At 56.4% G+C, this 25,637-nt stretch carries 27 protein-coding genes; 2 read left to right on the forward strand and 25 right to left on the reverse strand.

All coding sequences use genetic code 11. The features are described from left to right. Positions 1 to 171 precede the first annotated feature (171 nt). From C1A08_RS09290 to C1A08_RS09365, 15 genes are all read right to left on the reverse strand, one after another. On the reverse strand, positions 172 to 3,174 hold the full coding sequence (locus C1A08_RS09290; protein ID WP_101573162.1) for a helicase-related protein: 3,003 nt from the start codon (positions 3,172 to 3,174) through the stop codon (positions 172 to 174). A gap of 82 nt (positions 3,175 to 3,256) precedes the next feature. Beyond that, on the reverse strand, positions 3,257 to 4,384 hold the full coding sequence (locus tag C1A08_RS09295; protein WP_101572911.1) for a hypothetical protein: 1,128 nt from the start codon (positions 4,382 to 4,384) through the stop codon (positions 3,257 to 3,259). A gap of 38 nt (positions 4,385 to 4,422) precedes the next feature. Next, entirely contained in the window at positions 4,423 to 4,884 is a 462-nt protein-coding gene (locus C1A08_RS09300) for a hypothetical protein (protein WP_257937095.1), read from the reverse strand. Beyond that, positions 4,871 to 5,494, reverse strand: coding sequence for a hypothetical protein (locus C1A08_RS09305; protein WP_145996556.1), 624 nt, complete (start codon positions 5,492 to 5,494; stop codon positions 4,871 to 4,873). Before C1A08_RS09305 ends, C1A08_RS09300 begins: the two co-directional genes overlap by 14 nt. A gap of 98 nt (positions 5,495 to 5,592) precedes the next feature. Beyond that, positions 5,593 to 6,114, reverse strand: a complete 522-nt coding sequence (locus C1A08_RS09310) for a hypothetical protein (RefSeq protein WP_145996557.1) — start codon at positions 6,112 to 6,114, stop codon at positions 5,593 to 5,595. A 64-nt stretch (positions 6,115 to 6,178) separates the two neighbouring features. Next, entirely contained in the window at positions 6,179 to 6,469 is a 291-nt protein-coding gene (locus C1A08_RS09315; RefSeq protein WP_257937096.1) for a hypothetical protein, read from the reverse strand. A 34-nt stretch (positions 6,470 to 6,503) separates the two neighbouring features. Continuing rightward, positions 6,504 to 7,286: a PRTRC system ThiF family protein gene (locus C1A08_RS09320; RefSeq protein WP_101572920.1), complete on the reverse strand. Its 783-nt coding sequence runs from the start codon at positions 7,284 to 7,286 to the stop codon at positions 6,504 to 6,506. Next, positions 7,283 to 7,975, reverse strand: coding sequence for a PRTRC system protein B (locus C1A08_RS09325; protein ID WP_101572921.1), 693 nt, complete (start codon positions 7,973 to 7,975; stop codon positions 7,283 to 7,285). The genes C1A08_RS09320 and C1A08_RS09325 overlap by 4 nt, the downstream gene beginning before the upstream one ends. Further along, positions 7,972 to 9,087 (reverse strand): hypothetical protein, encoded by a 1,116-nt coding sequence (locus tag C1A08_RS09330; protein ID WP_145996558.1) that lies wholly within the window; start codon positions 9,085 to 9,087, stop codon positions 7,972 to 7,974. Before C1A08_RS09330 ends, C1A08_RS09325 begins: the two co-directional genes overlap by 4 nt. Before the next feature lie 43 nt (positions 9,088 to 9,130). Then, complete coding sequence (locus C1A08_RS09340; protein WP_055204290.1) at positions 9,131 to 9,352, reverse strand: PRTRC system protein C; 222 nt, start codon at positions 9,350 to 9,352, stop codon at positions 9,131 to 9,133. A gap of 29 nt (positions 9,353 to 9,381) precedes the next feature. Further along, entirely contained in the window at positions 9,382 to 10,092 is a 711-nt protein-coding gene (locus C1A08_RS09345; RefSeq protein ID WP_101572930.1) for a PRTRC system protein E, read from the reverse strand. 20 nt (positions 10,093 to 10,112) lie between these two features. Next, positions 10,113 to 10,652, reverse strand: a complete 540-nt coding sequence (locus C1A08_RS09350; RefSeq protein WP_101572932.1) for a hypothetical protein — start codon at positions 10,650 to 10,652, stop codon at positions 10,113 to 10,115. A gap of 3 nt (positions 10,653 to 10,655) precedes the next feature. Continuing rightward, positions 10,656 to 11,453 carry a DUF3560 domain-containing protein gene (locus tag C1A08_RS09355; RefSeq protein WP_101572934.1) on the reverse strand — a complete coding sequence of 266 codons (798 nt, stop codon included), beginning with the start codon at positions 11,451 to 11,453 and terminating at the stop codon, positions 10,656 to 10,658. 80 nt (positions 11,454 to 11,533) lie between these two features. Next, the gene (locus tag C1A08_RS09360; protein WP_101572936.1) at positions 11,534 to 11,725 is read right to left on the reverse strand and encodes an RNA polymerase; all 192 of its coding nucleotides are present in this window, start codon (positions 11,723 to 11,725) and stop codon (positions 11,534 to 11,536) included. An 11-nt stretch (positions 11,726 to 11,736) separates the two neighbouring features. Further along, positions 11,737 to 11,940, reverse strand: coding sequence for a hypothetical protein (locus C1A08_RS09365; protein ID WP_055204301.1), 204 nt, complete (start codon positions 11,938 to 11,940; stop codon positions 11,737 to 11,739). 394 nt (positions 11,941 to 12,334) lie between these two features. Here C1A08_RS09365 and C1A08_RS09370 point away from each other — a divergent pair, with 394 nt between their 5' ends. Beyond that, positions 12,335 to 12,610: an HU family DNA-binding protein gene (locus tag C1A08_RS09370; RefSeq protein WP_101572938.1), complete on the forward strand. Its 276-nt coding sequence runs from the start codon at positions 12,335 to 12,337 to the stop codon at positions 12,608 to 12,610. Positions 12,611 to 12,897: 287 nt separating this feature from the next. After that, positions 12,898 to 13,104 (forward strand): hypothetical protein, encoded by a 207-nt coding sequence (locus C1A08_RS09375; RefSeq protein WP_101572940.1) that lies wholly within the window; start codon positions 12,898 to 12,900, stop codon positions 13,102 to 13,104. Between the two features lie 45 nt (positions 13,105 to 13,149). Here the strand turns inward: C1A08_RS09375 and C1A08_RS09380 are convergent, their stop codons facing one another. The 10 genes from C1A08_RS09380 to C1A08_RS09425 all read right to left on the reverse strand — a co-directional run bounded on the left by C1A08_RS09380 (position 13,150) and on the right by C1A08_RS09425 (position 25,632). Then, positions 13,150 to 14,040, reverse strand: coding sequence for a FimB/Mfa2 family fimbrial subunit (locus C1A08_RS09380; protein WP_101572943.1), 891 nt, complete (start codon positions 14,038 to 14,040; stop codon positions 13,150 to 13,152). A 4-nt stretch (positions 14,041 to 14,044) separates the two neighbouring features. After that, the gene (locus tag C1A08_RS09385) at positions 14,045 to 15,736 is read right to left on the reverse strand and encodes a hypothetical protein (protein ID WP_145996559.1); all 1,692 of its coding nucleotides are present in this window, start codon (positions 15,734 to 15,736) and stop codon (positions 14,045 to 14,047) included. A gap of 12 nt (positions 15,737 to 15,748) precedes the next feature. Then, entirely contained in the window at positions 15,749 to 16,291 is a 543-nt protein-coding gene (locus tag C1A08_RS09390; RefSeq protein ID WP_180951560.1) for a DUF3575 domain-containing protein, read from the reverse strand. A 10-nt stretch (positions 16,292 to 16,301) separates the two neighbouring features. Then, complete coding sequence (locus tag C1A08_RS09395; protein WP_101572949.1) at positions 16,302 to 18,290, reverse strand: DUF4906 domain-containing protein; 1,989 nt, start codon at positions 18,288 to 18,290, stop codon at positions 16,302 to 16,304. Between the two features lie 7 nt (positions 18,291 to 18,297). After that, positions 18,298 to 20,328 (reverse strand): DUF4906 domain-containing protein, encoded by a 2,031-nt coding sequence (locus C1A08_RS09400; RefSeq protein ID WP_101572951.1) that lies wholly within the window; start codon positions 20,326 to 20,328, stop codon positions 18,298 to 18,300. A gap of 65 nt (positions 20,329 to 20,393) precedes the next feature. Beyond that, complete coding sequence (locus C1A08_RS09405; RefSeq protein WP_101572953.1) at positions 20,394 to 21,416, reverse strand: FimB/Mfa2 family fimbrial subunit; 1,023 nt, start codon at positions 21,414 to 21,416, stop codon at positions 20,394 to 20,396. A 48-nt stretch (positions 21,417 to 21,464) separates the two neighbouring features. Continuing rightward, on the reverse strand, positions 21,465 to 21,902 hold the full coding sequence (locus C1A08_RS09410) for a DUF1896 family protein (RefSeq protein ID WP_101572955.1): 438 nt from the start codon (positions 21,900 to 21,902) through the stop codon (positions 21,465 to 21,467). Between the two features lie 2 nt (positions 21,903 to 21,904). Beyond that, positions 21,905 to 23,215 carry a DUF3945 domain-containing protein gene (locus C1A08_RS09415; RefSeq protein ID WP_180951561.1) on the reverse strand — a complete coding sequence of 437 codons (1,311 nt, stop codon included), beginning with the start codon at positions 23,213 to 23,215 and terminating at the stop codon, positions 21,905 to 21,907. Between the two features lie 147 nt (positions 23,216 to 23,362). Beyond that, entirely contained in the window at positions 23,363 to 24,469 is a 1,107-nt protein-coding gene (locus C1A08_RS09420; RefSeq protein ID WP_101572959.1) for a DUF6047 family protein, read from the reverse strand. A 23-nt stretch (positions 24,470 to 24,492) separates the two neighbouring features. Next, complete coding sequence (locus C1A08_RS09425; RefSeq protein ID WP_101572961.1) at positions 24,493 to 25,632, reverse strand: DUF6047 family protein; 1,140 nt, start codon at positions 25,630 to 25,632, stop codon at positions 24,493 to 24,495. Between the last annotated feature and the right edge of the window lie 5 nt (positions 25,633 to 25,637).

A 25,637-nucleotide genomic window follows, 5' to 3' on the forward strand; every position in this document is an offset into this window, starting at 1 on the left:
GCACTTGCAAAGAAATTTGTGAGTGCTTTTTTTGCAACCTCAATTTTGCCGTAAAAATTTGCCGTAAAACATATTCAGTATTTTTGTTTCGGCGGATTAAACATTCAATTTATCTGTACAAAATTACAGATCCTTCGAATCAAACGAAAATTTTTCGGAAGAATACATCCATCAGCTTACTATTTGATTTCCCCAAGTGATATAAAAATGTCCTTGATCGTCCCGTTCCCTTCGGAGCAGGCTCTCGATCAGATTCGGTGAGATACCGAACTCATCGAAGATTTCGGATTGCTCTTTGACCTCTCCCGTTTTGATAAAGTCGTTCAGCCGCTCCTTGGTCAGCACGAGCGCCATCAGGTTCTGTTCGATCGAATCTTCGTACAGAACGAAGTGTACATGCGTGAACTCTTTCGAATCGAGCCGGATGAACCGGAAATAGAACTGCTCCATCTTGGAGATATTCCACTGGAGCGATTCGAGGATCGCATGGTTGCAGGAAGGGATGTTGGCCGAACTTTTCAGGCTTTGCTGCGTGCAGACCAGCAGCCCGTTCTCCGTAGCCTCGAACTCCGCGATGATCTTTTCCCTGCGTTTGAAGGCGACGTCCCCCCGGATGACGAACAGCGGCCTGTCTGCGAATAATTCCCGGAACAGCCGCTCGTACATGAATACCGCGCCGAGCGTCGTACACCCTACCGTAACCTTGCCCGGTATGCTACGGATCATCCGTACCACCTGCTTCGTTTTTCGCGGAAACCGGTCGCCGATATACCCCGGCATCGTATGCGGAACCGAACAGGCGCGGATCAGCAGCATGATCTGGCGGATCAGTCTCATCTGGGCCTCTTTTTTCCGGTCTTTCGAACAGGTAAAGTAGAGTTCGCACAGCCTCAGGAACTCCTTCATGACTTTCCGGTAAACGGCCCTCTCTCCCGCGCTCGGTACGACGTTGCATGTGTGCACGTCGTATTTCTCACCCGCGAATTCCCGGAATTTGCGCGTAAGTACCGTCATGGAGATCAGCCTTTGGAGTTCTTCCTTGTTATAAACATCCTGATTGTGCTTTTCGATCCCGAATACCGTCGTCCTGCATGGGGAGAAACAGACCCGGAAGAGATTATGCCCGCCGTAAGCCGGGAAAGGCATTCCGCAGCGGTCGTTCCTGCGGGCAACGATGCCCCGATCCTTATCCTCGAAATACGCTTCGGAACAGTAATTGATCATGTTGACCGAATTGTTGTAAAGCATTTCGAACTGCGGGTAGAGTTCATTGACATGATTCCGTGTGACCGTTCCGGTCGCCAGCATTTTGTAGCGGGCCCTGCGAAACAGGGCCAACGACAGTCGGGTTCTGCGCGAAAGCGGATTGCTGATTTCGTCCGACTCGTCGAACAACAGGCAGACCTTGTCGGACCGCCGCTTCATAAAGGTTTTGAGTCCTCTTCGCAGTTTTTCGATCATCGACAGCGAGACGAGCAGAAAGACGCCTTCCGGAACTTCCGACAGTTTCGCGGAACTGTCGATACGAATATACTCCGTCCCGTTACGGATCAGGAAGGGTTCCCATGTCAGATTGACGGCAATGGCCGGAGCCAGCACGACCACGTTTTTGACCTGTTGCAGCCTATCCATCGCATAGCAGCCGAAATGGTAAGCCACGGCCGTCTTGCCCGATCCCTGCTGCCAGTTCAGCAGGGAATAGCGTTTCTGGAACAACAGGCCCATATCCCGCTTTTGCAGCGGGGTGAACTCGCACTCTTCCAATTCTTTGTTGCGGAATCGCAGCCGGTCGATATAGGCGTCGATCCGGGGATCGGGAGCCATTTCGGAGAAAGGGGCCTGCTGACGCAGAAACTCCTTTCGCTTGCGGGCGATCAGTTTTCCGGCCAGCCTGTATTGTTCCTTTTGCTTTTTGTTCATCCGGGGCAGTTCGGGCAGCCGTTCTCCGGCCGCGATCAACTCCCGGAAAGAGACTTCGCGCCGCTCGATCTTATCGAGCAGATGCGGAGCATAGGCTTTGAGCTTGTAGTCGTAAGAGGTCTTGACCAGCGCGATCTCCTTACGGGGGACCTCGTTCTGACGGCGGATATGCCGCCGCAAGACGGCGAGCACTTTGGCGTGAGTCAATCTGCGGCGTTTCCACTCCTCATACTCCGCGACGGTACAGTGCGTCGGGGGCTTTTGGTTCCGGAATCCGGAAACGAGCGCGACGGACTTATCGTAGTGTTTCCGCAGATGGGGATGAGTTTTCAGTTCGAACAGGTATTTATCGATTTTGTACTGAAACTCCCTTTCGGCCCGCCCTGTAATCTCATCGGCCTCGCGCCGCAGTTTCATCCGGACGGCTTTTCCCGCCTCCCTCGCCTCTCCGATCTTTTTCCCGAGTTCTTCGAACGAGAGGAAGCATTCCGCATCGTACGGCCGCATTTCTATATGCTCCGACTTCCGCAGGAAAGCCATGATTTTTGTACCGAACTTTTCGACGCCCGACGCGGCGAACGCATCGTCCGGAAGACGGATCTGGCCGAGGAACGAGAACATGGTTTCCATCTCGTTTATCTGACGCTTGTTCCAGAACCCGTCGAGCATGAACGAGTGCGGAACGACGATCAGCATCAATCCTCCCGGATTCAGCAGATCGCAGGCTTTCCGGCAGAAATAGAGTTGCGACAGACAACCGTCGAAATAGAGGTTGTAGGGCGGATTGCCGAGCAGCAGGTCGAAGAGAAAGCCGGGATCGTAGCGCCGCAGGTCGCACTCCTCGATATGGGCCTGCGGATAGAGGTAGCGGGCTACCGTCACCGCATCGGGATCGACGTCGAAACCGTAGGCATTGTAGAGATTCGGAAGATGGTTCATGAAATTGCCGATTCCGCAGCACATATCGAGGACCATCTCCGAAGGATCGGGCGACGCGAGGGCGACCATGCGGGCGCAAAGGTCGTGCGGCGTAAAAAACTGTCCCATCTCGAACTCCTTTTTGGCCCGCGCATAGTCGTTGTACGAGTCGAAATCCTCTCTGTCGAGTCCGTGCAGTCCTCCGAGCCCGGTATAGCTGTTGTAGACCGTTTCTGCCGGAAGCTTTTTCGCAGAGGTTTTCAGAGATGCGAGAATCGACCGGTTGATCTCGGCGCGTTGCTCTTGGGGGATGTTTTGAGGGATATTTGCATAGATCATAACGAATATGGAATGAATAGATGAATAAACGAGGGAGGACGATTTTTTGTCGTCCTCCCCCGGTGAGTGTCGTTTCCGTTCAGGCGATCTTTTTGAACAGCTCGCCGGAGAGTTCCTGCATTTCCCGGCTGCGAGTCGGTTCCGTATCCCGGGCGAAAGCCGTCAGCGCCTGCGTCAGCTTCCACAGCGTGGCTTCGCCCTGAAGTCCGTCCTCGGGCCGGTTCTGCATCAGCAGTTGCTCCACCTGCTCGCTCTCGTTTTTCAGCAGCCGGTTGTTCTTCACCAGCCGTTGGAGCTCCGCCGTGAAATCCACGTCCGTTTCGCTGGCCCGCTGAATTTCGACCGCCTTTTTGCGGATCGTCTCGCGGCTGTAAAGCTGCCGGGCCAGGTCTCGTACGGCCGACACCGTGGCCTGCGTGTCGAGCTCGTAGGTACGGTCGCTCAGCCGTAGGTTCCCGGGCAGCTTCGCTCCCAGATGGATCTGCTTCCATACGCTTTCGCGTACCATACCGTTCAGGCAAACTCCGTTGAGCAGGAACGCCCGCATGTCGAGCGCTCCGTCCCCGTAGTCCGAAGTGGAGAAGCGCGCGCCCATGAAAATCACGACATGGCCGTTTTTAGCCGTCGGGATAGTCAGCGGCGCCGGCAGGATCGTCTCGGCCCATACTTTCGTGTCGCTCATGTAAGCGTCGCAGATTACCGCACCCTGCCGTTTCGCCTCCTCCAGAAAGGCGATCAGGGTACTTTGGCTGTCGATACGCCGGTAGCTGTCGCTCAGCACGCCCCGCACTTGTGCCCCGACCGTCCGGAGCAGTACCCGGGCTCGGGGCGTATGTATGGAGTGCCGGTTCAGCATGTCGGCCGCCAGCGCACGCTGCCACGGCTCCCCGGCAGCCATCTCGCGCAGGTAACGCGACGGAATGTCCATGCGGGCGGCCAGTTGTCCGATCGCATGTCCGTGCAGGCTGTACGCTCCCTGCGGAATGTTCAGCGTAACCGTTCCCTCGTCCCGGAACGATACGACGGGCGTTTGGTCGAAACGGTGGCGCTCCGTTCCTATGGGAACGACGTAATCGCGGAGCAGTTCCTGTTCCCTGTGCAGGCGGCCGATTACGGCGCGCACGTTCTCCTGACGGGCCGTGACCATTTTCTCGACCTTGCGGACGACCACTTCGTTCAGGCCCTGTTGTTTTTCCTGTGCATTCATAGAAAATAATTTTTATCGGTGAAAAACTCGTACGATGGTTAACCTACGTCATAACCGATGAATATCCGTTCGTTGATGAGCAGGTAATAATAGCCGTTCAAACAGCCTCGGTATTCTTTGGAGAAGCCGGCGTTAAGATCGCCTGCGAGGTAGTAACCGTCGCCTTCATTGTGAGGTTCTACCCAAAGCGAACCGTCGTATCCCCTGAAATCGAATCTCGATGAACGGAATGGGATACGGTTCTTTACTGCCTCGCGGAATTGCAGATAAACCCCCGTTCCGCACCATTTATGTACGGCATCGAGCGTGATGATCTGTCCGTCGATACAGTTTCCCGCAGTAATTCTGTTTTCGTAAAGCGTTTTATTGCAATCCGCATTTTGTATTTTGCGGATAAAAGGATTCGTAAATCCGGCTTTAGCCGCTTCCCGTTGGTATTTGCGAATCAAACGGCAATCGGGCGCAGCCGTTTTCGGTCGCGTGTCTTTACCGGTACTCATAGCCGTAGAATCTAAGATACCTTTCCGGATTATCGACATTCGCGTATTGGGCGAAATACTCCTTCCAGCGGGCTTCGCATTTCGTGTGTTTCCGGCCGAGGCGGAATACGACCATCTCATCGCCGATGTAGTCGAACCGGCAGAGCTCTTCGCGGCCGGTCGTCTCTTTGCAGGCATCGCGCCATTCCCATTTTTCGTTCGCCTTCATCTCCCGCGGCGCGAAGGATTCGATCCACTCCCCGAATCCGTCCCGTGTGACATGGGGATACTCCTTCCGGATACGCTCCCAAGCCTTTTGGCAGGCTTCGTCCAGCGTCGGATAGGGTTCCGCGAAACGTTCGCGGTCGTTGCCGTCGCGTCCTACGGGAGTCCAGTCTCCCTTGCAGATGATAAACTCTACGGAGCGGCTGATGACATAATCGCATTCGCAAAAGCCGTCGGGAGCGTCGCGCAGCGTTTGCCACAGATGGGCTCCGCAGTCCTCTCGCCCGACGTAGATGTTTTTCTTGCCTTCCCGCTGCATTTCCCATACCTCCAGACAGCGCCCGGGATCCGTATGGTGCAGGCGTACTTTGAACTCTTTGGATGTTGTTTTTGTTTCTTGTCCCATAACGATAGATTTTTAAGGATATAAAAAAGAGCGGCTCCTCAGAGCCGCCCTCGGTTTACATGGTTTTCGATTTATTACGTCTTTCTCAAAAAAGCGTATCATTCCCTGCGTCCGTATAAATCCGGTTGTTTTTCACTCCGGCGTCGTTCGTATTTTCGTACTTCCTCGGCGATCATATCGCAAAAGCGTTGACCGTCCGAGTCGTTGCCTTCGAAACTGGCCAACATCCGACATAGGTCGAACCGAAAGCGACCTTTCCATTTTTTATAATAACGACCTCCCGCCGCATTACCGAAGTGGCGGACGAACGACTCTTCGCTAAGAGCCTCATGGGAAGCGCATTCGCCCTTCCATGTCAGTATCCGGACTATTTTCCGGTAGTCGATCTCGATTATGCGCCAGTGTCCGGAAAGGGCATGGCCGTCGGCCCCGCTGTTCAATTCATCGTCCGGTAGATTTTCGAACGAACCTTCCCGTTCTCCGCATTCCATACGTTCTGAAAAGAGGTCTACGACAGAATTCGGTATCGACGCGTAACATTTGTCGCCGTCATCGGCAGTGACGAGCGTCACTTCGACCTTATGGCCGAAAAAGCTGGTTGTTAGTTTTTGTGTGTTCATTTCGTCGAATATTTATTTAACTGGATTTGTTCAACTTCGGACTTTCCGATCGCTCCGCGGCGTATCAGATAAACGGCAGAGGTCGGTTACGAACGATCTCGGCCAGATCGCGGCACATTTCGTAGGAGGCCCGGTTGCGGTCGTCGACAGCGACGTTTCCGGGCCCGGCCATAAACAGGATGCACTCTTTGACCAGTCGAAAGAAACGCTGCTGGAGCGTACGGTGCATTTCGGGCAGGCAGGCGGCGAAACGCCCGAAATCGAAACTGCCGTTAAGCATGTTTTCCACCTCCTTGACGTAGGCGTACTCGCGGGTTCGCATCGGCTCTTTCTGCTGAGAATAATCGTAAGGCATAACTTTTCGTTTTAGATGTCGTTCGACAATAAATTCATACGGAGATCGGATTGACGCGCATCGTATCGAGATTCATGTAGAATCCGTGACAGAAGACGACGCCCTCGCGGAACATCTTCCACAGCAGGCTGCACCCCAGATGCGCCAGCGTGGAGTTGACGAACAGATCCTGTTTGCCGAGCGCCTCCGCGAGCGAGCAGCTCGGCCCGGACTCTTCCTCTCTGATCCGGGCGTAGCTTTTCACGTATTCGGTTACGAACGGCAGCCGCTGCACGGTTTCGAACTTCTTCGATTCCGGCTGTTTGATATTCCTGCGGATCGTGCCCATTATAACTTGGCCTGTTTTCTGCGCGTTGCTGAAGTCGCACCAGTACAGCGGCGTACTGTAGTCCGTATAGCTGTTTCCCGGCCGGTGCGCTTCGAGCAGCTTCGAGAGTTGCAGCCGGGAGCTTTTGCTGTCCGTACAGGTGATGAAAAGATTGGCGAACCGGTTATCTTCCGGCTCCCGGTAACGTTCCGGCACGGCCGCCCAGTCATTGCCGAAGAAGCGGTTGATCCTCGTGACGAGGCATTGCGCCTTGTTCAGTCCGAGGTCCGCCTCGCTGAAAAGCTGGCGGCCGATATTGGACTCGCCGACCGTATCCGGATCATAGACCCGGACGAAAAGACCCGGATGGCCGAGTTTCCGTAAGGCCGTATCCATACGGGCGAGCGAGGTGACGACCTGCGAGCCGGTTCCTCCGGCTCCGATTACGTTCACCGTTACCGGATGCCGGGGATCGAGCAGGTAGCTGTCTGAAAAATGTGCGCGTGTCATAGGCATAATTGTTCGAGGGTTTTATCATAGGGTTTCAGTTCGTCGGGGTCGAACGGCCGGTCGCGGGCCGCTTTCGTGACGAGCACGAGGTTGTGTTTCGTCGGGTTTCCTTCCCCGCTCAGGTGGGAGAATTCCGACTGCCAGAACCGTTTTTCCCAATATGCCAGAAGCTCCGCATAGGTCGGATTCTTAGGCTTGTCGAGACGCGCCGTGCCGAGGCATACATGGCTGGAAAAAGTATTGAAGAACGGTCCGAGGAACAGCTTCTCCTGAGGCTGCGGCCGTTCGCCCCGGAACGCATATACGCGCAGCGTATCGTTTTCCACGACATACGCCACGCCCGGCATGTGGTATTCGGCATTCTCGATGCCCAGTCCTTCGCTGAAGTACATCATTCTTTTGCCGGGCGGATCGAACCAGACGTACTTTTCCCGGCCCATGCGGACGTCGCAGTAGAGCAGGCGTTCCGGCACAAAACCGAAAGGTGCGCCCGAATGCGATTCGCCGTAAGCGTTCAGGAGCCGGTTCATGAACTCATGGGATACGGGCCGGCCTTCGCCCATTTTGCCGTTCTCCAAGATCGGGCGCGTCTCCAGATAGTATTTCCGCTGCGGCTTCTCGCAACAGTATGCGATCAGCGCCGCTTCGGGACGAAGCAGCTCGTGGAACTCTTCGGTCAGTCTGTTCATGGTCGATCGGGTTTATAAGCGTTTAAATATTCGGCGAAACTCTCTGCCCATGCGGCGAAGCGTTCCGGATAGTCGTCTTTTGAAAACGGCTCCGTCAGTTCGGGAGTGAGAAACAGCGTCGTGGCGGGAGCGATGAGATAATCGCAGTTCTGAATCTCATGGTTCAGCATCTCGGAGAGATTGTCCGCAAGCAAATCGTGCGGATCGAAGACGACCCGGATCATCCGGTCCGGATCGACCGTAATCCCGGCCCCTATTCCTTCATCGTCGTACGGGTCGTAGAAGTAGCGCATGATCGAAGGCGTATCCGGCCCGATGAACTGCAATCCCTCCCGAAACAGGGCGATCAATCCTTTTTCGTATTCATCCGCGGGACGATACCGTTCGACCGCCTGCCGCAGACGTTTGTAGTAACGGCGTTTTTGTACGCGCTTCAGCAGATGAACCGCATGGCCCTTGCAGTAGGATCGGATCGTGCGGCGGTACTCCTTACGTTCCTCTTTGTCGGGGTTCGGCCCCGACGCATATCCGGCCATCCACTCCAACGCCCACTCCAGATCGCCCCATTCGTCCAGATAGCTCATCCCGTTGCTTTGGGCGAACTCATGGATGAACGTTATGGCGATACGTTTGAGCGATCCCTCCAGCCTGTCGATAAAGGAGACCGGAAGCCAGTGGAAAGTCCACTCCGGCCAACTGTGGTACTCGTACAGGCAAAAAGTCAGCCGATCTTGGTAAACTTCGAAATTGATCTCTTGCGGAACCAAGGCAGCCAACTCCTTGTATAAATTGACGAAGCTTCCGCACAGAGTCTCTCCGGAAGTATGCCGCAACTCCCTTCCCAGAAGCCCCGCGTAATGGCGGACGCATTCCAGCAGGTAACGGTAATTCTCTTCGGTCAGCAGATCGACGCAGCCTTCGTTCGTCTCCCGTTCGATCTTCGTGGGAGTGAGTCCGGGAAATTCCGTCCTCAGAAAATCATGACCGAACCTTCCGGCGCTGCGATCCGCTGTTTGCGGTCGGTTCCCCTTTCGTAGTCGCGGTCGGTCGCCTCGTCGATAATAAGACGGCAGAGGCTGTACCTCTGCCGGTCGTCCAATTCCCGTTCGCATGGTGTTTTCGGTTTATCGGTTATCGTTTTCTTTTTCATACCCGTCATCCTTTCGTGCCGAGTGTCGTTTTGAACGTATAAACGCTTCGGTCGCCCCTGATCTCCGGGCCCCGTACGGTCGCCGTGGTCAGTTCCGCGTAGGTTCCCGCATAGAAGTTCATCACCTGTTCGGGCGTCATGGAAGGATTGGGATCGGAAAGCGTGATCGTCTCGTTTCCTTTTTCGAACGTAAAGGCCCGTTCGAGGCCGTTAACAGCAAGTGCCATAATCGATGTCTTTTATAAAAGGTTTAGGTTTAGAATAATGTGTCCCGGTCCATATTCTGGCAAGGGTCTTTCGCCCGGCATTCGTCCGGGAAATCGACGAACTCGCCGTAGGGATCGCCGGCGTCCTCCTCTCCGTAAGAGGTGGCGGAGGCTGCCGGACGGACGGCAGGGACAGGCTGCGGGCGGGACTGTAAAGGAGATTGTGCCGGCCGCTGCATCGCCGCTCCGAACAGGGTTCCCTGACTCGCTTTGGCCTGTACGGTGCGAATCTGCGCGTCGATCTTTTTCTTCTCTTCCTCCGTAGCGTGAAGGCGTGCCTGGCGCAGGTTGGTCAGCGCATCGGCGTATTTGCCCGCCGCGGTCTGTTCGTCGGCCTTCTTCCGGTATTTGTCGCACTTTTCCTTACGCTCCTTCGCCTCTTTCGCTTCCTTGTCTTTACGCTCTTTCTCGGCCTTGCTGTTGGCACGGGCCGTTTCGAGCTGCTTCTCGTACTGCTTCAGGTTCGTCAGAAGACCCTGTGTTTTGACTGCGGGCTCGGCCAGTGCGGGAATGAAACCCGTATCCAACTCCTGCGGAGTGCCCGAGGCCGTGAACGGGGCGATGTAGTGCTGAGCCTCGTCCTCCACTCCGTTCATGCGGGTGTGCGCCGCTACGGTCAGCGTGCCGTCGTCTGTTTTGCGGATGGTCAGGATCAGGTCCGCATCCCGTCCCATCATCCGGTCGATCTGTTCGAAAAACATGATTGAAATGGTTTTATGGATTAATAATGGATGAACCGAACTTTGTACCCGGCGATCAGACCGCCTTCATTCAATCGGTGGGCGAATTCGTCGGGGGTAAGGTTTTCCTCAGGTGCGGACGTTTCGTTTTTGCATGTCTGTCGCCATCGTTCGACGATCTCCCGGTCGGAAACGTCCGAAAGAAAATATTCTTCGGAATAAAGAAATACGCCCCATGTTTTTTCTTCAGACGGGTTTTTATTGCCGATCGTCCCCGTTTTTTGTGCAGCACCGGATGTATCCGTTCCGGAAGGTGCGTTGTCGATAATCGGAGTATCGTCCTCTGCGTAGATCCTGATCGTGGCTCTCCCTTCGTTCTTTTCGGGATCGATCTTTTCGGAATGTTCGAAAAGGATTTCGAGGGGCCCGAATTCGACCTCTTCCTCGTGGTTGTTTACATCGCAGTCGCAGAAATTTTTTATTATAGCGACCGCCGCTTCGTAGCTTTCCGCTTCTACTTTAAAATGGCAGCGTTCCCAGGTCCGTATTCTCGTGTCCTGATAAAAATCGAATTGCGGCATAATTCAGGATTTGGCAGTTTCATTTTTCAGTATTCGTTCGATACGGTATTTCTGACGTTCGTTCAGATAGGACTGCCAGCACGCTGCGATCGACGCCCAGCGAAAACCGTTGGATTTTAACTCTTTCCGTACCGTTTCGGAAGGTTTTTCCGGGAAAAACACCTGAAGGCGGTTGGCTTCGGTATTTTCGACGATCCGTACCTCCCCGATCGTGTATTCTTTCGTCGGGGTACTTTTCAGACGGGCGACGCTTTCGAGCCGTTTTTTCAGCCGCCGGATATTGGCCCCGTTGTTCCGGATCGTAAAGTCGGCGAAGCCGATCTGTCCGAAACAATTCGGGACGAACAGCTCTTCGGCGTTCCGTCTTTCGAAGCCGAGCCTGCACAGCGCCTCGATCTTCTCTTCCTGCGTCTGTTTCAGGTTTTTGATAATCCTGTTGGCCGCTTTCATACGCTCCTGAAGAGATTCCAACGCTGCGACTCTCGCCGTCAGATTCTCGACGGCGTCATCGTCTTCCGCATAGATTGCCCGGTTATGCTCGGCAGCCTCGGCTTTCGCCGCGTAATAATCCGCCTTCCGCTCCAGTTCGACGCTCTTCCCCAAAGCGTTCCATGAACATTCGAGAGCCCGGCGGTGTCTTTTTTCGCTGTGATGCCCGACGAGTATCGGCTGTCCGGAAGGGATGTTCTTCGTGAGTTCTTCCGAACGCCTGTAAGCTGCGGTAGAACCGGCTTTCGCCTGTAATGCGCGTTCCCGGTAGCGGTCGGCGCGTGCCTGTTTTCTCTCTTTTCCTGTTGCCATGATTTTTAATTGTTAATGGTTATAAAATGGCGAAGACCGGCTTCGGGCCGGTCTTCATGTTATTCGTATGAAGTGCGGGATCAGTCCGCCGGAATCATATCCCTCATATCTTCGATCGCCGAGACGAGTCCGTCGAAGTCTTCCTCGTCTCCCAGAATCCCGGCCAGTCCGGAGACGATGATCGGATTGACGTTGTATCGCACGGCCAGGTCGTTCAGGTAATCCTCGCGGGTTTCGTAGCCCGCTTTCTTATATCGGTCGGTGTTCGGCATGGGAATGACGGTTAAGCGTTACAGAACAGAAAATAAACGATGGCGATGCCCAGAATCAGGCCGCGCCGTCTCCAGAGCAGTCTTAGAATAAAGCAGATGAGACCAGTTCCCAGAAGGAACCAGCCGAGCAGGTGCAGCAGCGGTTGCCGGTAATAGACGCACAGCGACAAAAGGAGAATCAGACTGATCCCCCTCACGATCTTTTTCTTTTCCATAGCAAATGTTTTTTAGATTCTACGGAACCGAAAAAACTATAAACTTTTTTTGACGTTTTATTGGATTTGGTTCCGTTCCGAAGGCAAGGGCCGTGAACGGGTCCCGATCCGCCCATGCAAGGTTTCTGGCGAAAAAATACACCCGAAGGGTGCGATTTTTTCGCCCGAACCGCAGGGCAACCTTGTCAGGGGCGGTCGCCGTTCACGACCTTTGCGTAGGAACGGAATAAATCGGAAAGTTTTTTAATGAACGAATGAAAACGCATTTTGTAATATTGTAATTTTCAGATAGATAAAAGACAGAGCCAATCATGCGGCATCCGATTTTTATCAAATACGGAAAAGATTGTCTATCTTTACATTCCATAAAACGAAACGATAAATATCACCCGTTATGACAAAAGCAGATATAGTAAGACAGGTTTCCGAAAATACCGGTATCGACAAAAAAGAAGTCGGCGCTGTAATCGAATCCTTTATGGAAAATGTTCGGGAATCGTTATGTAAAAATGAGAACGTATATTTGAGAGGATTCGGTAGTTTCATCGTGAAACGGCGGGCATCGAAAGTCGCCCGGAACATCTCCAAACAGACCGCTATCGTAATTCCCGCCCATAGCATACCGTCTTTTAAGCCGGCTAAAATCTTTCGGGAATCTATCAAAAATTAACGGATATTTATCCTGTTAATGGCAAAGCCGGAAAAATAATGATTTTCCGGCTTTTATACGTTTGGGATATTGCCCATAGAGGAGCTGATTTATCTAAATAACGAATCTATTTTCTGAAAACAAATTCTGTATTTCTATGTCGATTATAAAGATGATATTGAGCATTCTACATGGTTTTACATTACAGTAAAGAGAACAGACAATTTGAATATTGCCCGATGCAATATCTACTTTAATTTTTTGGATTCGGGAACGAAATTAATGCTTATCTTTACAAAAAAAGCAATATGAAGAGATCGGTATTCGACAAGGCATTGGATTCGTTCAATGAGTATATGGCGAATCAGGGCTGTTATCTATTCGATCCTCCCGTGCAAGAATTTTCGAGTGAAGAGGAGGGATATGTGTTTTTAGGGAATCGGAACAGTTCGTTCGGCCGCTATGAAATCGAGACGGGCGTATTCATACCGGACGGTGAAGACGAGATCGAATAAGAGCACGGGCCGACAAGCCGCCGGCCCGTGCTCTTACGATAAGGACTATTTTCCTATTACGGGAATCTGCATCTTTGCTTCGTCCCAGTCGCTGACCGTAACGGTAATTTCGGAGGATGTGACGTCGATGCGAATGGGGATCACCACCTCTTTGCCGCAGTGATAGTCGATCCGTTCGCCGTACCGGGCCAGGTAGTCGGACAAAGAAATTTCTCCGATCGTCTCTTCTTTCGAGCGGAGAGTTATCCGCACCTCGTTCTGCCGTCCGAAACAGAATACGTCGAATGTGCCTTTCATCGTTCCCGTTTCGTCTTTCTCCAGCAGCGGCGTGAACCGCATCGTTTCCTGCAAAGGTTCTCCCCGGTAGTCGATTCCCGCAGGGATTCCGTCGAACAGCACCCGGAAGTCGTCCGCGCTGCCGGACAGCTTGTCTGCGCCGGTTACGCTCAGCTCGATACGAAAATATTTCTTGCAGAGTTCTATCCGGCGCACCTGCGGCCGGCCCCGCCGTACGGTAAAGCGCGCGAGGGCGTGGAAAAGACGCTCGGCGGTGCGGTTGGTCCCCGTGTCTTTCCTTTTGCACAGCGGCTCCGTCATCCGCGACACGCCGGGCGTAAGCGCCGGACGTTCCATGCCGTCCGCATTGGCGAACGTGACGACCGTATATTCCCCGGCGGGAACGCCGCTGAGCAGGGTGATCGAGTCGGTAAAACGTTCCCCGAAAGCGGTTATTTCCCGCAGAAACATCCCCGCAGGGTCGAACAGCAGGGAGACCGTATGTCCGATCTCTTCGTGCGTCGTGTTGTTTCCGCTCGTATCGGTGTACCGGTATTCCACTACGAGAGTCGGTTTGGGATTGATTTCCATGTCGGCCTGTTCGCTCAGCGTGCAGGCGCAGAGTATTCCCGTAAGAAAAAGAAACAAAAGAGGTTTCATGGCGTTAAGGATTGGTTGCGAGTTCAGTCAGTTCGGGATCGAGTTTTGCGCGGAACCTCAGCCTCGGTTCCGCCCCGGCTGCCCTTTCGAAGTGCTCCGCCGCTTCGTTCCGGCGTCCTACCCGCATCGCGGCGATGGCATGCAGATAGTCGTTCTCGGCCCCGGCGGGCAGTTCCTGTGCGATTTCATGGGCCGTGCGGTCGTATCCGAGCGACAGCAGGGCGATCAGGCTGTTGCGATCCCTGTACGAGTAGAGCAGGTTTACGGCTTCGGCATAACGGCGTTCGCGCAGCAGCCGTACCCCGCGTGCATACAGCGTGTCGGGTTCCGTCGTGTGGATCGTGTCTTTGATCATATCCCTTCGACGCAGGTCGTAACGAAAATCCACACAGCGAAGTTGGGGGTAATACTTGTGCCGGATATAGGCGTACTGTTCCGGGAAGCGTTCCCGGATCTTCCGCTCCCGCATATCCGGATCTTTCTCTTCTGCGATCAATTCTCGAATCGGTTCCTTATCGGCGATGCTGTCGTCTTCGAGGATCATCCTGTCAAGAGTCTTCCAGTCTTCGGCTATCCACCGTACCGTGACCGTCGTGTCGACACCGTCTCCGAAGCGTCCGCGCAGATAGTCCCGCAAGGCATATCCCCGTTCCTTCGCCAGAAAGCCGTTCCGTGCGAAGGGGCCTTCCGGCGACGAGGAGGCCGTCATCACGAGGCTGTCCAGATAGAACTCCTCCAGATCGACCACGCTGTCCATCAGCGCCGCGATCCGCTCCAACTGCCGGCGGTTGTCCCCCAGCGTGTCGCACAGTTCGGTCCCGTTGACCCGGAAAGCGATGTAGTTCCGGTCCCGCACGACGGCATACTTGTCGATTATGCGGGTGCAAAATCTCGGCAGGGTATCGATCAGCGAGAGTACGGAAGATACGGTGTAACGGAGCGTGTCCGATGGCGGGAGCTCGTAACGGCTCCCGTCGAGCCCCCGCACCTCACCTTCGAGTGTCACGACGAGCTGCTTGCTGCCGTTTCGGGGCCTGACCTGCTGCGTGTAGTAATAGTCGATCCGCTCCCGTTCCTTTACGACCGAATCCAGCCGCGCCCCGGAAGTGCGGGGGAAGCGGACGATCCGGCGGTAAGCCCTGTCGAGCACGGATTCACGCAAGGAGTCGCCCGCATTCCGCATCAGAGTCGTCACGCGTTCCCGATATCTGTCGAATTGCCACAGATCGCGCTCCTGTAAGCGGCCGTACAGTCCACCCCGCACGACGAGCCGCTCCAGTTTTACGGTCGAGCCCCCGTCGTGCAGGCGGGGCGTTACGACGATCCCCAGAGAGTTTCCCTGAAGCTGCTCGGGCACGGTAATCCGAAAGTCGAGCGTCACCAGCCCCATCCGTTCTACGACGACCTTGCTACGTCCGACCACCCGCACTTCATCCAAACGGATCAACATGCGGCGTTCGCCGTCCTTGTCCACCAGCGTTCCGGCCCAGTAGAGGGAATCGCCGTTCGGCCGTCCGACCCATCCCTCGCCGGGATGCCTGCCGCTTTCGGGTAGGCTGTCCTCCGGCGCGGGCTTCCGCTTCTGCATGAGCGACAGCGCGGCGGCCGTACCCCGGCGCTCCATCCTGCGGGTCAGCGTGCAGGAGAGCACCGAAACAGAGAGTGCGACCAGAAATAATATATTACGGATTTTCATGGCACAAGGGATTTAGAACAGGTACGAAAGGCTCGCTTCGACTTTCGAGGGCAGAAGCATCAGTCGCCGGCTGCGGCGGATGATCTCGTCCTCGCTCCACGGGGTAAAGTATTCCCGGCGGGTATCCTTCACGTAATAGAGTCCCGCCCCGATCTCGGCGATCAGGCTCCAGCGCTTGGCGAGCATCCAGCAGTACCCGTAGGATGCGCCCGCACCAGCCAGCATGCCTTTGCGATGCCGACGACGGTTCCCCATATCGTAGCGTCCTGCGGCGATATAAGTCCCGACGAAAGGGCCTACGTTCGGCTCGAAACGCCAGAAGCGCACGCCGGCCTGCCCGACCAGCAGTTTGGAGCGGAAGGCGTCCAGCCGCATCGGATTCCAGTAGAGGGAAGCGTCCAGCGAGAGTTTTTCACCGAGCATGAAATCCACGCCTGCGTGAAGCGTCCCGGTCATCAGGGCAAAGGCATCGACCCGCACGGCCCGAAGCTGGGCCGAGGCGGAGGCCGCCGTACAGAGCGTCAGCACGGCGGCCCATGTAACGATCCGTTTCATGGCCATGCGATTATTTGTTCACGCGACTCCATACGGCCCCGTCGAGTATGTAAGAGACCGAGTTGTCCGACGGACGGTTCGTAATGTCCTGCACGAATCGGGAATAATCCCTGACCTGATAGCCGTGCCGCATGACGGACGTCGGGTTGCCCGAAGCGTCCGCGTAATAGAGGGGACTTTCGGCCGAATAGTAGAGCGCCTGCGCGGAATAACTCGGGCGGTTCGGCGTCAGCATACAGGTCAGCGGATCGAGCTTTTTGATCTTCTGAGTCGACGGGGTGGTCGTGCTTTCGAGCGTCAGGGAGCAATCGAACTTCAGCGCGATCTCGTGCAGGAGCGGCCGGTCCGTATCGACCGAGAAATCGAGGTAGCTGTCCATTCGCACGAGTCCGCCGCTCTGCGGCACCCGGCACGTGCCGTAGACGAACCGGGGCCGGATGTGGATCATCAGCGGGGTCATCGTCACGGAGTGCTCGACCGTCAGACTCTGCCCGTTGGTATCGCTCAGCGTAAAGCGGATCAGCGCCGGGCCGCTCTGCGTTCCGGTAAAGAAGAACGTATGGCTGCCGGCCGGGAGAGTCAGCCGCCTGCCGCCGGTAATCGTATTGGACGCCGTGCCGTAGGCCAGCGTTCCCGCGCCTTCGGCCAGTTCGCATACGACGCCGAACGAGCCTTCGTACTCCCGCTCGGAGAGGTCGAGCGTGAACGATTGGGCGGTGTGGCAGACGCTCCCTGCGAGCGACGACAGGTCCGCCACGATGGGTTCGGGAGCCTTGTAGGTCGCACGGAGCTCCTTTTCGACCGAGTACCCGTACCCGTCGGTTACGCTAAGGCCGATGCGTACTTCGCCGGGCGCGGTCTGCGTATAGAGAATCGGCAGGCGGTACTCGTTGCCGGAGAAGTCTACCGGCAGCGGCGTGTTCTGCGCGAGGGGCCGTCCCTGAACGCGCAGCTCCGAGGCCGCGCCTTCGTAGATGCGGTACGAGAAGCTGTACGACGGTTCGGGGTTGTTGACGGTAAGCAGGCGCAGTTCGGTCGACAGGGGCTCGTCGGGACGGTACGACGGCTTGACGCTGCCCAGTACGACGTCCGTCGTGGATACCCGCGTGTCGATGGTATTCTCGCCCAAGACGGTCGCATGGACGATGTAGCGGCGGTTGCGCCGAATGTCGAAATTGTCCGTATCGTTTTCGCCGGGATAGATGAAGTAGTCGAGCTTGCGCCCGGTCTGGTTCACGGCCTCGATGTGTATGCAGGTCGCTTGTTCCGGAGCCTTGTCGGGAGCCTTTTGCGTAGGGTCCGTAATGCCGGCCACGGTGCCTTGCAGATTCTCCGGCACGTAGAACGTTCCGTTGTAATAGTGGCCCGTGATGCTCCGGGAGGCGTAGTCCGTCACCGCGTCGTCTTCCGAGGGCGCATTGTCTGCGAAGTAAGCCGCAAGGCGCGGGGCGGAGAGTATCTGTACGGAGCGCAGCGCGATCCGTTCCCTTAGTTGCGGGGCGACCGACAGGTTCAGTTCGATGCAGGCGACGATTCTCCGCAGGACAACGGGTACGGTCGTGGCCGCTTTGACCGAAAAGGACGTTTTCGCGGACAGGGGAAGCGCGGAGCCGGTTTCGAGCGCCGCTTCGCCGCCGACGGTACGGGCCGACTGTTCGACCTGTGCGCGGGTCATGTTTCCCAGATCGCCGCCCGCATTGGCGATCACGAACAGGTCGTAATCGCCTACGGTCAGTTTGCGGGTAATATTCGCCGATCCCGCCGAATAGATATGCTCGTCTTTGCCGGTCGCATTTTTACAATACAGATACAGGTTCAGGTCTTTCACCGTTTTCTCCTGCGCGTCGGTCAGGGCTTTCGTCGGCTCGTCCATTTGCGGGCACTCTATTTGGAAACATACGGGAATTTCGGCAGCCGTCGCCGGGTCTTCCGTACGGGCCAGCTTCGAACAGCCGCAGAGGACTGCGGCCCATAGAATCAATAAAAGATATGTTTTCATAGCGTTGTTATTTGGGTGGCGTAAGCAGGGTAAATTCAATCGAGCTATCGGCGTCGCTCGTTATTTTGCACGAGGTAACAAAAGCATCTTCGCTGTGTTCGTTTGCTTCGTAATTTTGTTTGGGAACCATGTAGAAACCGGGGTAGATAATCTTGGAACCCATGCCCGCATTATAGCCGATGCAGCTTGCGGCATACGTTATCAGGTCCGTATATCCGGTTTTGCTTCCGGCGCTGAGCGTGACCGTTCCCGTTTTGGTCTGGGTCGTTACGGTCGGCGTAAGCGAGGTTTCGTATTCCCCTAACTTATATTGCAAACCGATACGGAGCGTTACTGGCTTCGGAACGGCTTTATCGGTACTGGCAAGCAACCGGATCGTGAAATTTTTGTAATAAGTTCCGGAATATCCGTCCGATGTCACGGTCGTTCCGGCAGGTTGGATTTTGGCGAAATCCGGCGTGATGTCGATTTTGTACGGACCGATCCCGGTATAGGTCTTTTCGACGACGGACGCTTGCCCGTTCGCGCCGGTAAACGTCAGCCGAAACGATACCGTGCCGATAACGGTCGGAGTAAAGCTGAACGGGAAAGTCAGCCCCGTCGCCGGATCGTTTGCGCCGCTGGTCAACGACTGTCCGTCGGAAAGTTTGATACCGCCATAGTACATATCCCCTGCGCCTTTCTGCAATTCGTAACGGATCGTAAAACCCGACGTGTTATTCTGCTGATTGGCTTTTACCGAGAAGGTAAGCGGCGTATGGGCCGTTTTGCTCCAACTGTTCTCGCTGAATACGGTCGTTACCGGATAAGACTGTTGACAGTAGGTGGTCAGTTCCAAATAAGTAATGTATCCGGCGTCGTCCGAGACGGTAAAGCGTATGCGGATCAGTCCGCTGCGGCTCGGAACCAGCGTAACGGGAACCGTTCGGGTTTCGTTTCCTTTGCAAAAGGGTATGGCCGCGCCGGGGGGCCATGCGGAGCCGTTTACGGTCAGCGTCCCGCCGCCCTCGACGATCTGCGCGGCCAGATAGATTTGACGGTTCGGACTGTTCGTGCATTTTACGGTTACGCTCGACGTAACGGTTTCCCCGACGTTGCAAGGGTTTTTGATCGCTCCGAACGTCAGATCGACGGTCGATACGCGCGTGTCTATGGCGTCGGCGCCCCGGATCGTGGCGTCGATCACGTAGTGATGGTTCCGTTCGAGGTTGAAATCGGTCGTATTGTTCGCTCCGGGATAGATCCGGTAGGCGATTTCCCGACCTTCGGCCACAGCCCGAATGTCGAGGCAAGTGGCTGCGGCAGGCGCGTTCGCGGCGCTCTTGTCCCGCTGGTCGGTGATCGAGGCGTTGACCCCTTGCAGGTTCTCCGGGATATAGAACGTGCCGGAGAAGGCGTTGCCCGTGACGCTTCGCTTCGCGTAGTCTATCAGGGCGGATTCCGCCGCCCGGTTGTCGGAGAACAGGGCTACCGTGCCGGGGGCGTGTCCTACCCGGACGCTTCGCAGAACGATCTCCCCGGCGGTCTGCTCATCCACTCTTAAAGAGAGGGTCACTTTGGCCGTGCACCGCACGAGCGACACGGGAATGACGGCGGGGCCGGAGACCGAGACGGAGAGACGGGCCGACATGGGCAGTCCTCCGGCGGCGGTCAGGCCGGATTCTCCGGGAACGCCCAGCGAGAACCGTTCGGCCTCTTCGCGCGTCAGTTCGCCCGTATCGCCTCCGGCATTGGCTATGACGAAGACGTCGTAGTCGCCCCGGATGAGCGTTGCGGTAATTTGTCCGGCACCGTCGTCCGAGAAGAGATGCTTGCGTATATCGGTCGTTTTGTGAAAGAGGTAGATATTCAGGTCGCGCACCTGTCGCTCGTCTTCCGGCGAGAGGGCGCGGGTTACGGTTTCCGTCTCCGGGACGGTAACGGCGAACGTGACGCTGAGCGAATCGGGGCCCGTCGTCCGGTCCCGGTCGGCAAGACCGGCGCACGAGCTCCAGAGCGCCCCCAGCGCATACGTGAAAACGATAAGCGGATTTTTCATAACCGGTATAGTTTAAATGAGAAAGTAAGGGGGCAGAGGACGGCCCCTGCCCCGAAAAGAGTGCGCTACTGTCCGAGGTTTACCGACTGCGTGACGGGGGCTTCCCAGTCTGCCACGGAGATCGAGACGGATAATTCGCTGCCGGTGAGCCCGTCGATCAGGGCCTGTACGCGGTAATATCCGTTGCGAAGGAACCGGCCCGCGCCGTCTCCGGACAGCTCTACGGGATAGGCGACTTCCGCTTGGTCGTCCGTCGTCGAGAAGTTGCCGTCGCGGTCGTATGTCGCGCCGAGGGTCAGCAGCAGGCGGCTCCCTTCGGCCAGCTCGCCGTTCTCCGGCACGTAGAACAGGTTCCGGAACTTGCCGGAGAGCTCGTCGGCCGCCTGTGTGTGAGTAAAGGTCATGGGCCCCGTGTTCGGGGTTTGCTGAGCGATCAGGTTGCTCCGAGAGGCGGCTTTCGAGAGCACGGCCGAGTTGATCCGCACTTTGCCCGAATAGCGTTCCGAGAACTCGGCCGTCGTGGATGCCTGTACCGCGATCTTGGCTACGGTGCGTTCGAGCGTTACCGCCACGTCGGTTTTGGTTCCCTGCGCGGCGATTGCTTTGGTCGTATGGCCTGTCATAACGAATCCTCCGGACCGCTTGGCTTGGGCGGATACTTCGGCAAAGGTGCCGTTGTATTCGGCAGGGGTGGTTTCGCTCAGTGTCATCAGCGCCGTCTTACCGGAAATACCGCCGACGGTTTTGTTCGCCACGACGTAAAAGTCGCAGTTTTGTCCGGCCAAAGCGTTCGGGATGGCGAACGTGGCTTTCTTGGCCGACAGTTCCGAATCGGTGAAGTTACGTTGCACGAGCAGTCGTCCGTCAGCTCCGAAGACCAGCACGCAGACCGACGAGAGGCTTTTCTCCCAGCTTTCGGCCGTGGCCGTCGGGTCGAAGAAGGATTTGGTCCGGGACGATCCGGCATCGAACGAGAGGGTTACTGCGGGCCCCTGCGTGTCGGGAGCGGGCGTATGTTCGCAAACGGGTTCTTTGCCGCAAGAGCAAAGCAGGGCTGCGGCGGCAGCCGTAAAAAACAATGTTTTCATCGTGATAAATTTTAATGGATTATGCCTTTGCAAGCAGTGTCGATCATTTTAATACAGGCATTCCCCGATATGCCTGCGGACAGCCTTGATCAGATCGAGAATCAGGTGGTTGTATTCCGGGCTCGCGAGCAGGCCGTCGCCGAGGTCGTAGCGCATGAACGTCTCCTTGCACAGAGGGAGCAGCCGCACCACGCACTCGTGCCGTTCGGATTCGGGAACTTCGGGAAACTCCGCGGCGAGAACGCACCTGAGCGTATCGTATCCGGAGAAGAGCAGTCCTTTATAAAGCACGCTGTCCGCTTTTTGCAGGGCCGTGCGCACGCTGTCGCCCGATTGCAGGGCGTCCCATGCCGAGACCCACGCCCTGCGGCTCCGCTCACGGACCATCCCCTCGGTCTTTTCGAGCAGGGGGTGATGTTCCCGCAGAAATGCCCCGAGCCTTCGGGCGAAGTACGCCGGATCGGGAATCTTCCTTCTGGCAGCCATCGTTAGACGCTCATCCCCTGCGATCGGGTCTTTTCCTCGAATACGGCCTGCTGGCGTTCCGCCGTCTGCTCCTGCGCTTTGGCCTGTTCCTGCTCCTTATTCTGCTCCTGAGAACGGTTGATGCGGGAGTAATAGGGCGCATTGGTCGAGCGATCGATTCCCATGATCGAAAGGCTGCGGCCGGTAGAGGATTTGACGTTGCGGGCGTCGATCTCCTCGTAACGCTTCAACGCTTCGATCTGCTGTTCGGTCAACTGCTCGGCGATCCGGGGCGGAATGTACGGCTTGGCATAACTGGGATTGATCGGCACGAAATCCATCCGCGTGACGTCGAACTGGAACACGGAGCTGAACTCGTTGTCCTTGTCCCTGAGCTTGCAGTGTTCGAGCCGGATACCGCGGCCCAGCGCCAGTTCGTTCTGCTGGGTCTGACTGATCCGGTTGCCGTAGATGAACTCGGGTTTGGCGACGGCCCGCACGGGTACGGTAATCATCCGGTTGGTGTCGGTGCGGAATCCTGCGTAGCACCACTCCTGCTTGCCGTGGTTATCGACCATAATGGCGCGGGGCAGAGCCCGGCCGTAGGCGATCCGGGCCTCGTCGTCGGCGCTGATGTGCATCTTGTACTTTTCGTCCTTGTACTCCGGATGCGGCAGAGGACCTTTGACGTCGAGCCGGGGACGGTCGTCCAGATCGCGGTACATTTGCAGCGAGCATTTGTCCGCCGAGATCTGCGTGTCCTGTCCTACTTTGTAAACGACGTCGAACAGCGCAGGGGTCTCTCCTCCTTCGCGGAGCCGCTGAATATCCTGCGCGGAGAGCTGGTTGCGGTCGATCCCGATCGAAGCGAGTTCGCCCCACGGAATGTCGTACAGGTTATAGCGGAGCCGGTCGAGCTGGTTGGAACTGGTGCGGCACTCGGCGAGGATGGCGGCGCTGATCTCGTCTTTGGGATCGTTGCGAAGCGCATAGTAGGCATTCACGACCTCGGGAACGCGCTCCACCGGACAGAGGAAAAACTCACGCTCCACGGCCGGCGTCTCGGGATTGTCGCGGTGGGTCACGAAATCCTGATAGCGCAGATCGGAGATCGCTTTGGCCGCATCGCTGCCGAACATCAACGTATAGTAGGACGCGCGGTTTTTGGTTTCGGGCGTGACGGTAACTACCGAAATCCGGTTGTTGTCGTTCGGGTCGCGCCGGAACTCGCTGATAACGTCCAGCCGGCCGTTGGCTTTGTCTGCCATCAGAATGGTTTCACGGTTGGGGTCGGGGCGGTACGCTTCCGTTCCCGCATTCTCTTTTTTTGCCATAATTGAAATAGAATTAAGAGGTTGAACAATGATTACAGGACGAATATACAGAGCCGTTCGACGCCTGATACCGGGCGGCCGCCGCAGGCCGCGCATGGCCGGCGATACGCTGTGGACAGCGGCGTTTTTACGGTGGATCGGGATGTTCTACCGTTTCATGCCGGCTCGCTGCTTCGGCGGGCCGGGCTCTTCGGACAGCGACGGGTTCCGCCCGTTCGAAACGCCCCGGTATCCGGAAAATGCATGATCGAGGATTTCTCCCGCAAGGGTCTTCATCTTTTCGTCGATTTCGGCGCACTGTTCCGGGCTCTTGCCCGCTTTGGCGGCATCGAGCCGGTCGAATTCTTCCTGACGGAAAAACGGTCGAGACAGATCGGCGTAGAATCCTCCGCGAGGGTAGCCGTTTTGTCGAATGAGAAGCAGCGCGGCGATGTCGTAATTTTCGTCCGATAAGGTCGGACAATCCCAGTAGCCGGGACGAACGAATCTGTCGAAATTCTCCAGCGTCGGATGCATATCGTAACGCTCGTTGCAAAATCCGTAACGGGTCGTCTCCGGCAGGCAATATATTTCGGCAGGTACGGGCTGAAAATCGTTGCAGTCCGTATGATGTTCATAATTCATTTCAGCAAAACGGTCGATCTGCCGAGAGGGAATTTCGGGTAAATGAAGCAGGCTGTGCACTCGCAGAAAGGTCGTCCCGTTCTGCGCCTTGAAAAACTGATCTGCCTGGTACTGGAGGTAATCGGCCTGTACCGTTCGTCCTTTTTCCGTATTGCTGAACAGCAGTACCCCGCGGTCCGTTTCAAAGCCCGTTATCTTCGGGAAAGAAGGATTGAGTCTCCGCAGCCGGTAAATCTGCGGAATGTATCCTATGGTTTTGCAAAGGTTTTCGTGTTCCGATTCTTTCGTAAGCAGACCGATGCGGTTCCGTTTGCAGTACGCCACATCGAGCAGCGATACGATTTTCTTCGGATACGCCTGTTGCTCGGTCGTCACGGCCGTCAGTTCGTGCAGGTAGGCCGAGTTGTCGTCCCGCCTCAGAGGGGGAATTTTCGAGGCGTCCGGAAAGTCGTAGCGGATCATGTAGTTGTCCGGTACGCTTTTGGAGTCGTCCAGATCGTCGTAATTGTTGTGCAGGAACCGTAAAAATCCCTGCGGATCGGTCGGAATGTCGATGCAGATGTGGCGGATCTGCATCGCGGGCGTCAGCGTCAGATATACGCTGCCCCGGAAGGTTCGTTCGATTTTCATGGAAAGGATTTATGTTGATTCGGTTATATCGAATGACGTTTTACGGATCGTACCGGTAGCGTATCGGAAAGACGCTCCGCGCGAAGCGACTGCCGCGGCGCCGTATCTTCGGCGGAGGGCTTCCGACGGTCGGGATAGCGGCTTTCGAGCAGGGCCCGGGCCCGCCGCCGCGCTTCACGCTCCAATAATACATCCGGCCTCCGGGGATCGTACCGGGCCGCTATGTCGGCGAAGTCCCTGAGGCTTCCCGCTTTCCGTTTCCACATTTCGGGGACATCCTTCACCGGATAGCCTTGTTCTGCGATCCGCAGCAGAGCGGTCATATCGTAATTGGGCGACCACGCCTCCGGGTGCAGCTCCTCCCGCCCGCAAAAGCGCAGGTAGTTGTCTGCCGTCGGACGCATGTCGTAGCTCCGCAGGGGAACTCCTTCGAGAATCGAAGAGCGGTCGAGGATATACGCTCCGGGAAGGGAGGTGATAAGAAAATCCCGGTTGCGGTAGCCGCAGTGGAAGTTCAGCGCCCCGGCCCGGCCTTCGAGCAGGAACTCCGCGCTGAGCCGGGGAATGTCGTACACGCCGAGCCGATCGAGGGAGAGCCCCGGATCGTAAAAGCGGTCGCAGCAGTGCTGCATCAAAGCCTTGAAAGCGTCCCCTCCGAGAAGGCGTTCCGTATCGAACAGCAGTACCCCGTCGGGCAGTTCTACGGCACGGACGCTGCGGAACGCATCGGGGCCGCCGGGTCTTCCGAATCCCTGAGCCGCGCAGTACGGTCCGTACCCGTCGAGCCGGATCAGCCGCTCGTGCGTCCCCTGCGGGGAGAGCGGATCGATCCCGGACTCCGCGCAGAACATCAGATCGCGCAGCGGTATGATACAACAGGGACGGATGCGGCTTTCATGCGCCCGGCGCAGAAGCGAGCGTGCATAATCTTCCGTGCGGTTCTCCCCGATCCGGGGAATCTTCCGCTGGTCAGCAAAGTCGTAACGCACGATCCATGCGTCCTGAGGTCCGTCGGGATCGTTTCGCGCGTCGGAAATATCGGCGGCGGCATACCGGTCGAAATCCTTCCGGGTAAAACCGTCCGTGTAGATCTGCACGCGGCTCGCCGTCTGGTCCGGAGCGAGGGTCAGCAGGACCGTCGCCGGAATGGGATGTGTATTCATAGGCG

The organism is Alistipes sp. cv1 (assembly GCF_900240235.1).
Lineage (GTDB): Bacteria > Bacteroidota > Bacteroidia > Bacteroidales > Rikenellaceae > Alistipes_A > Alistipes_A hominis.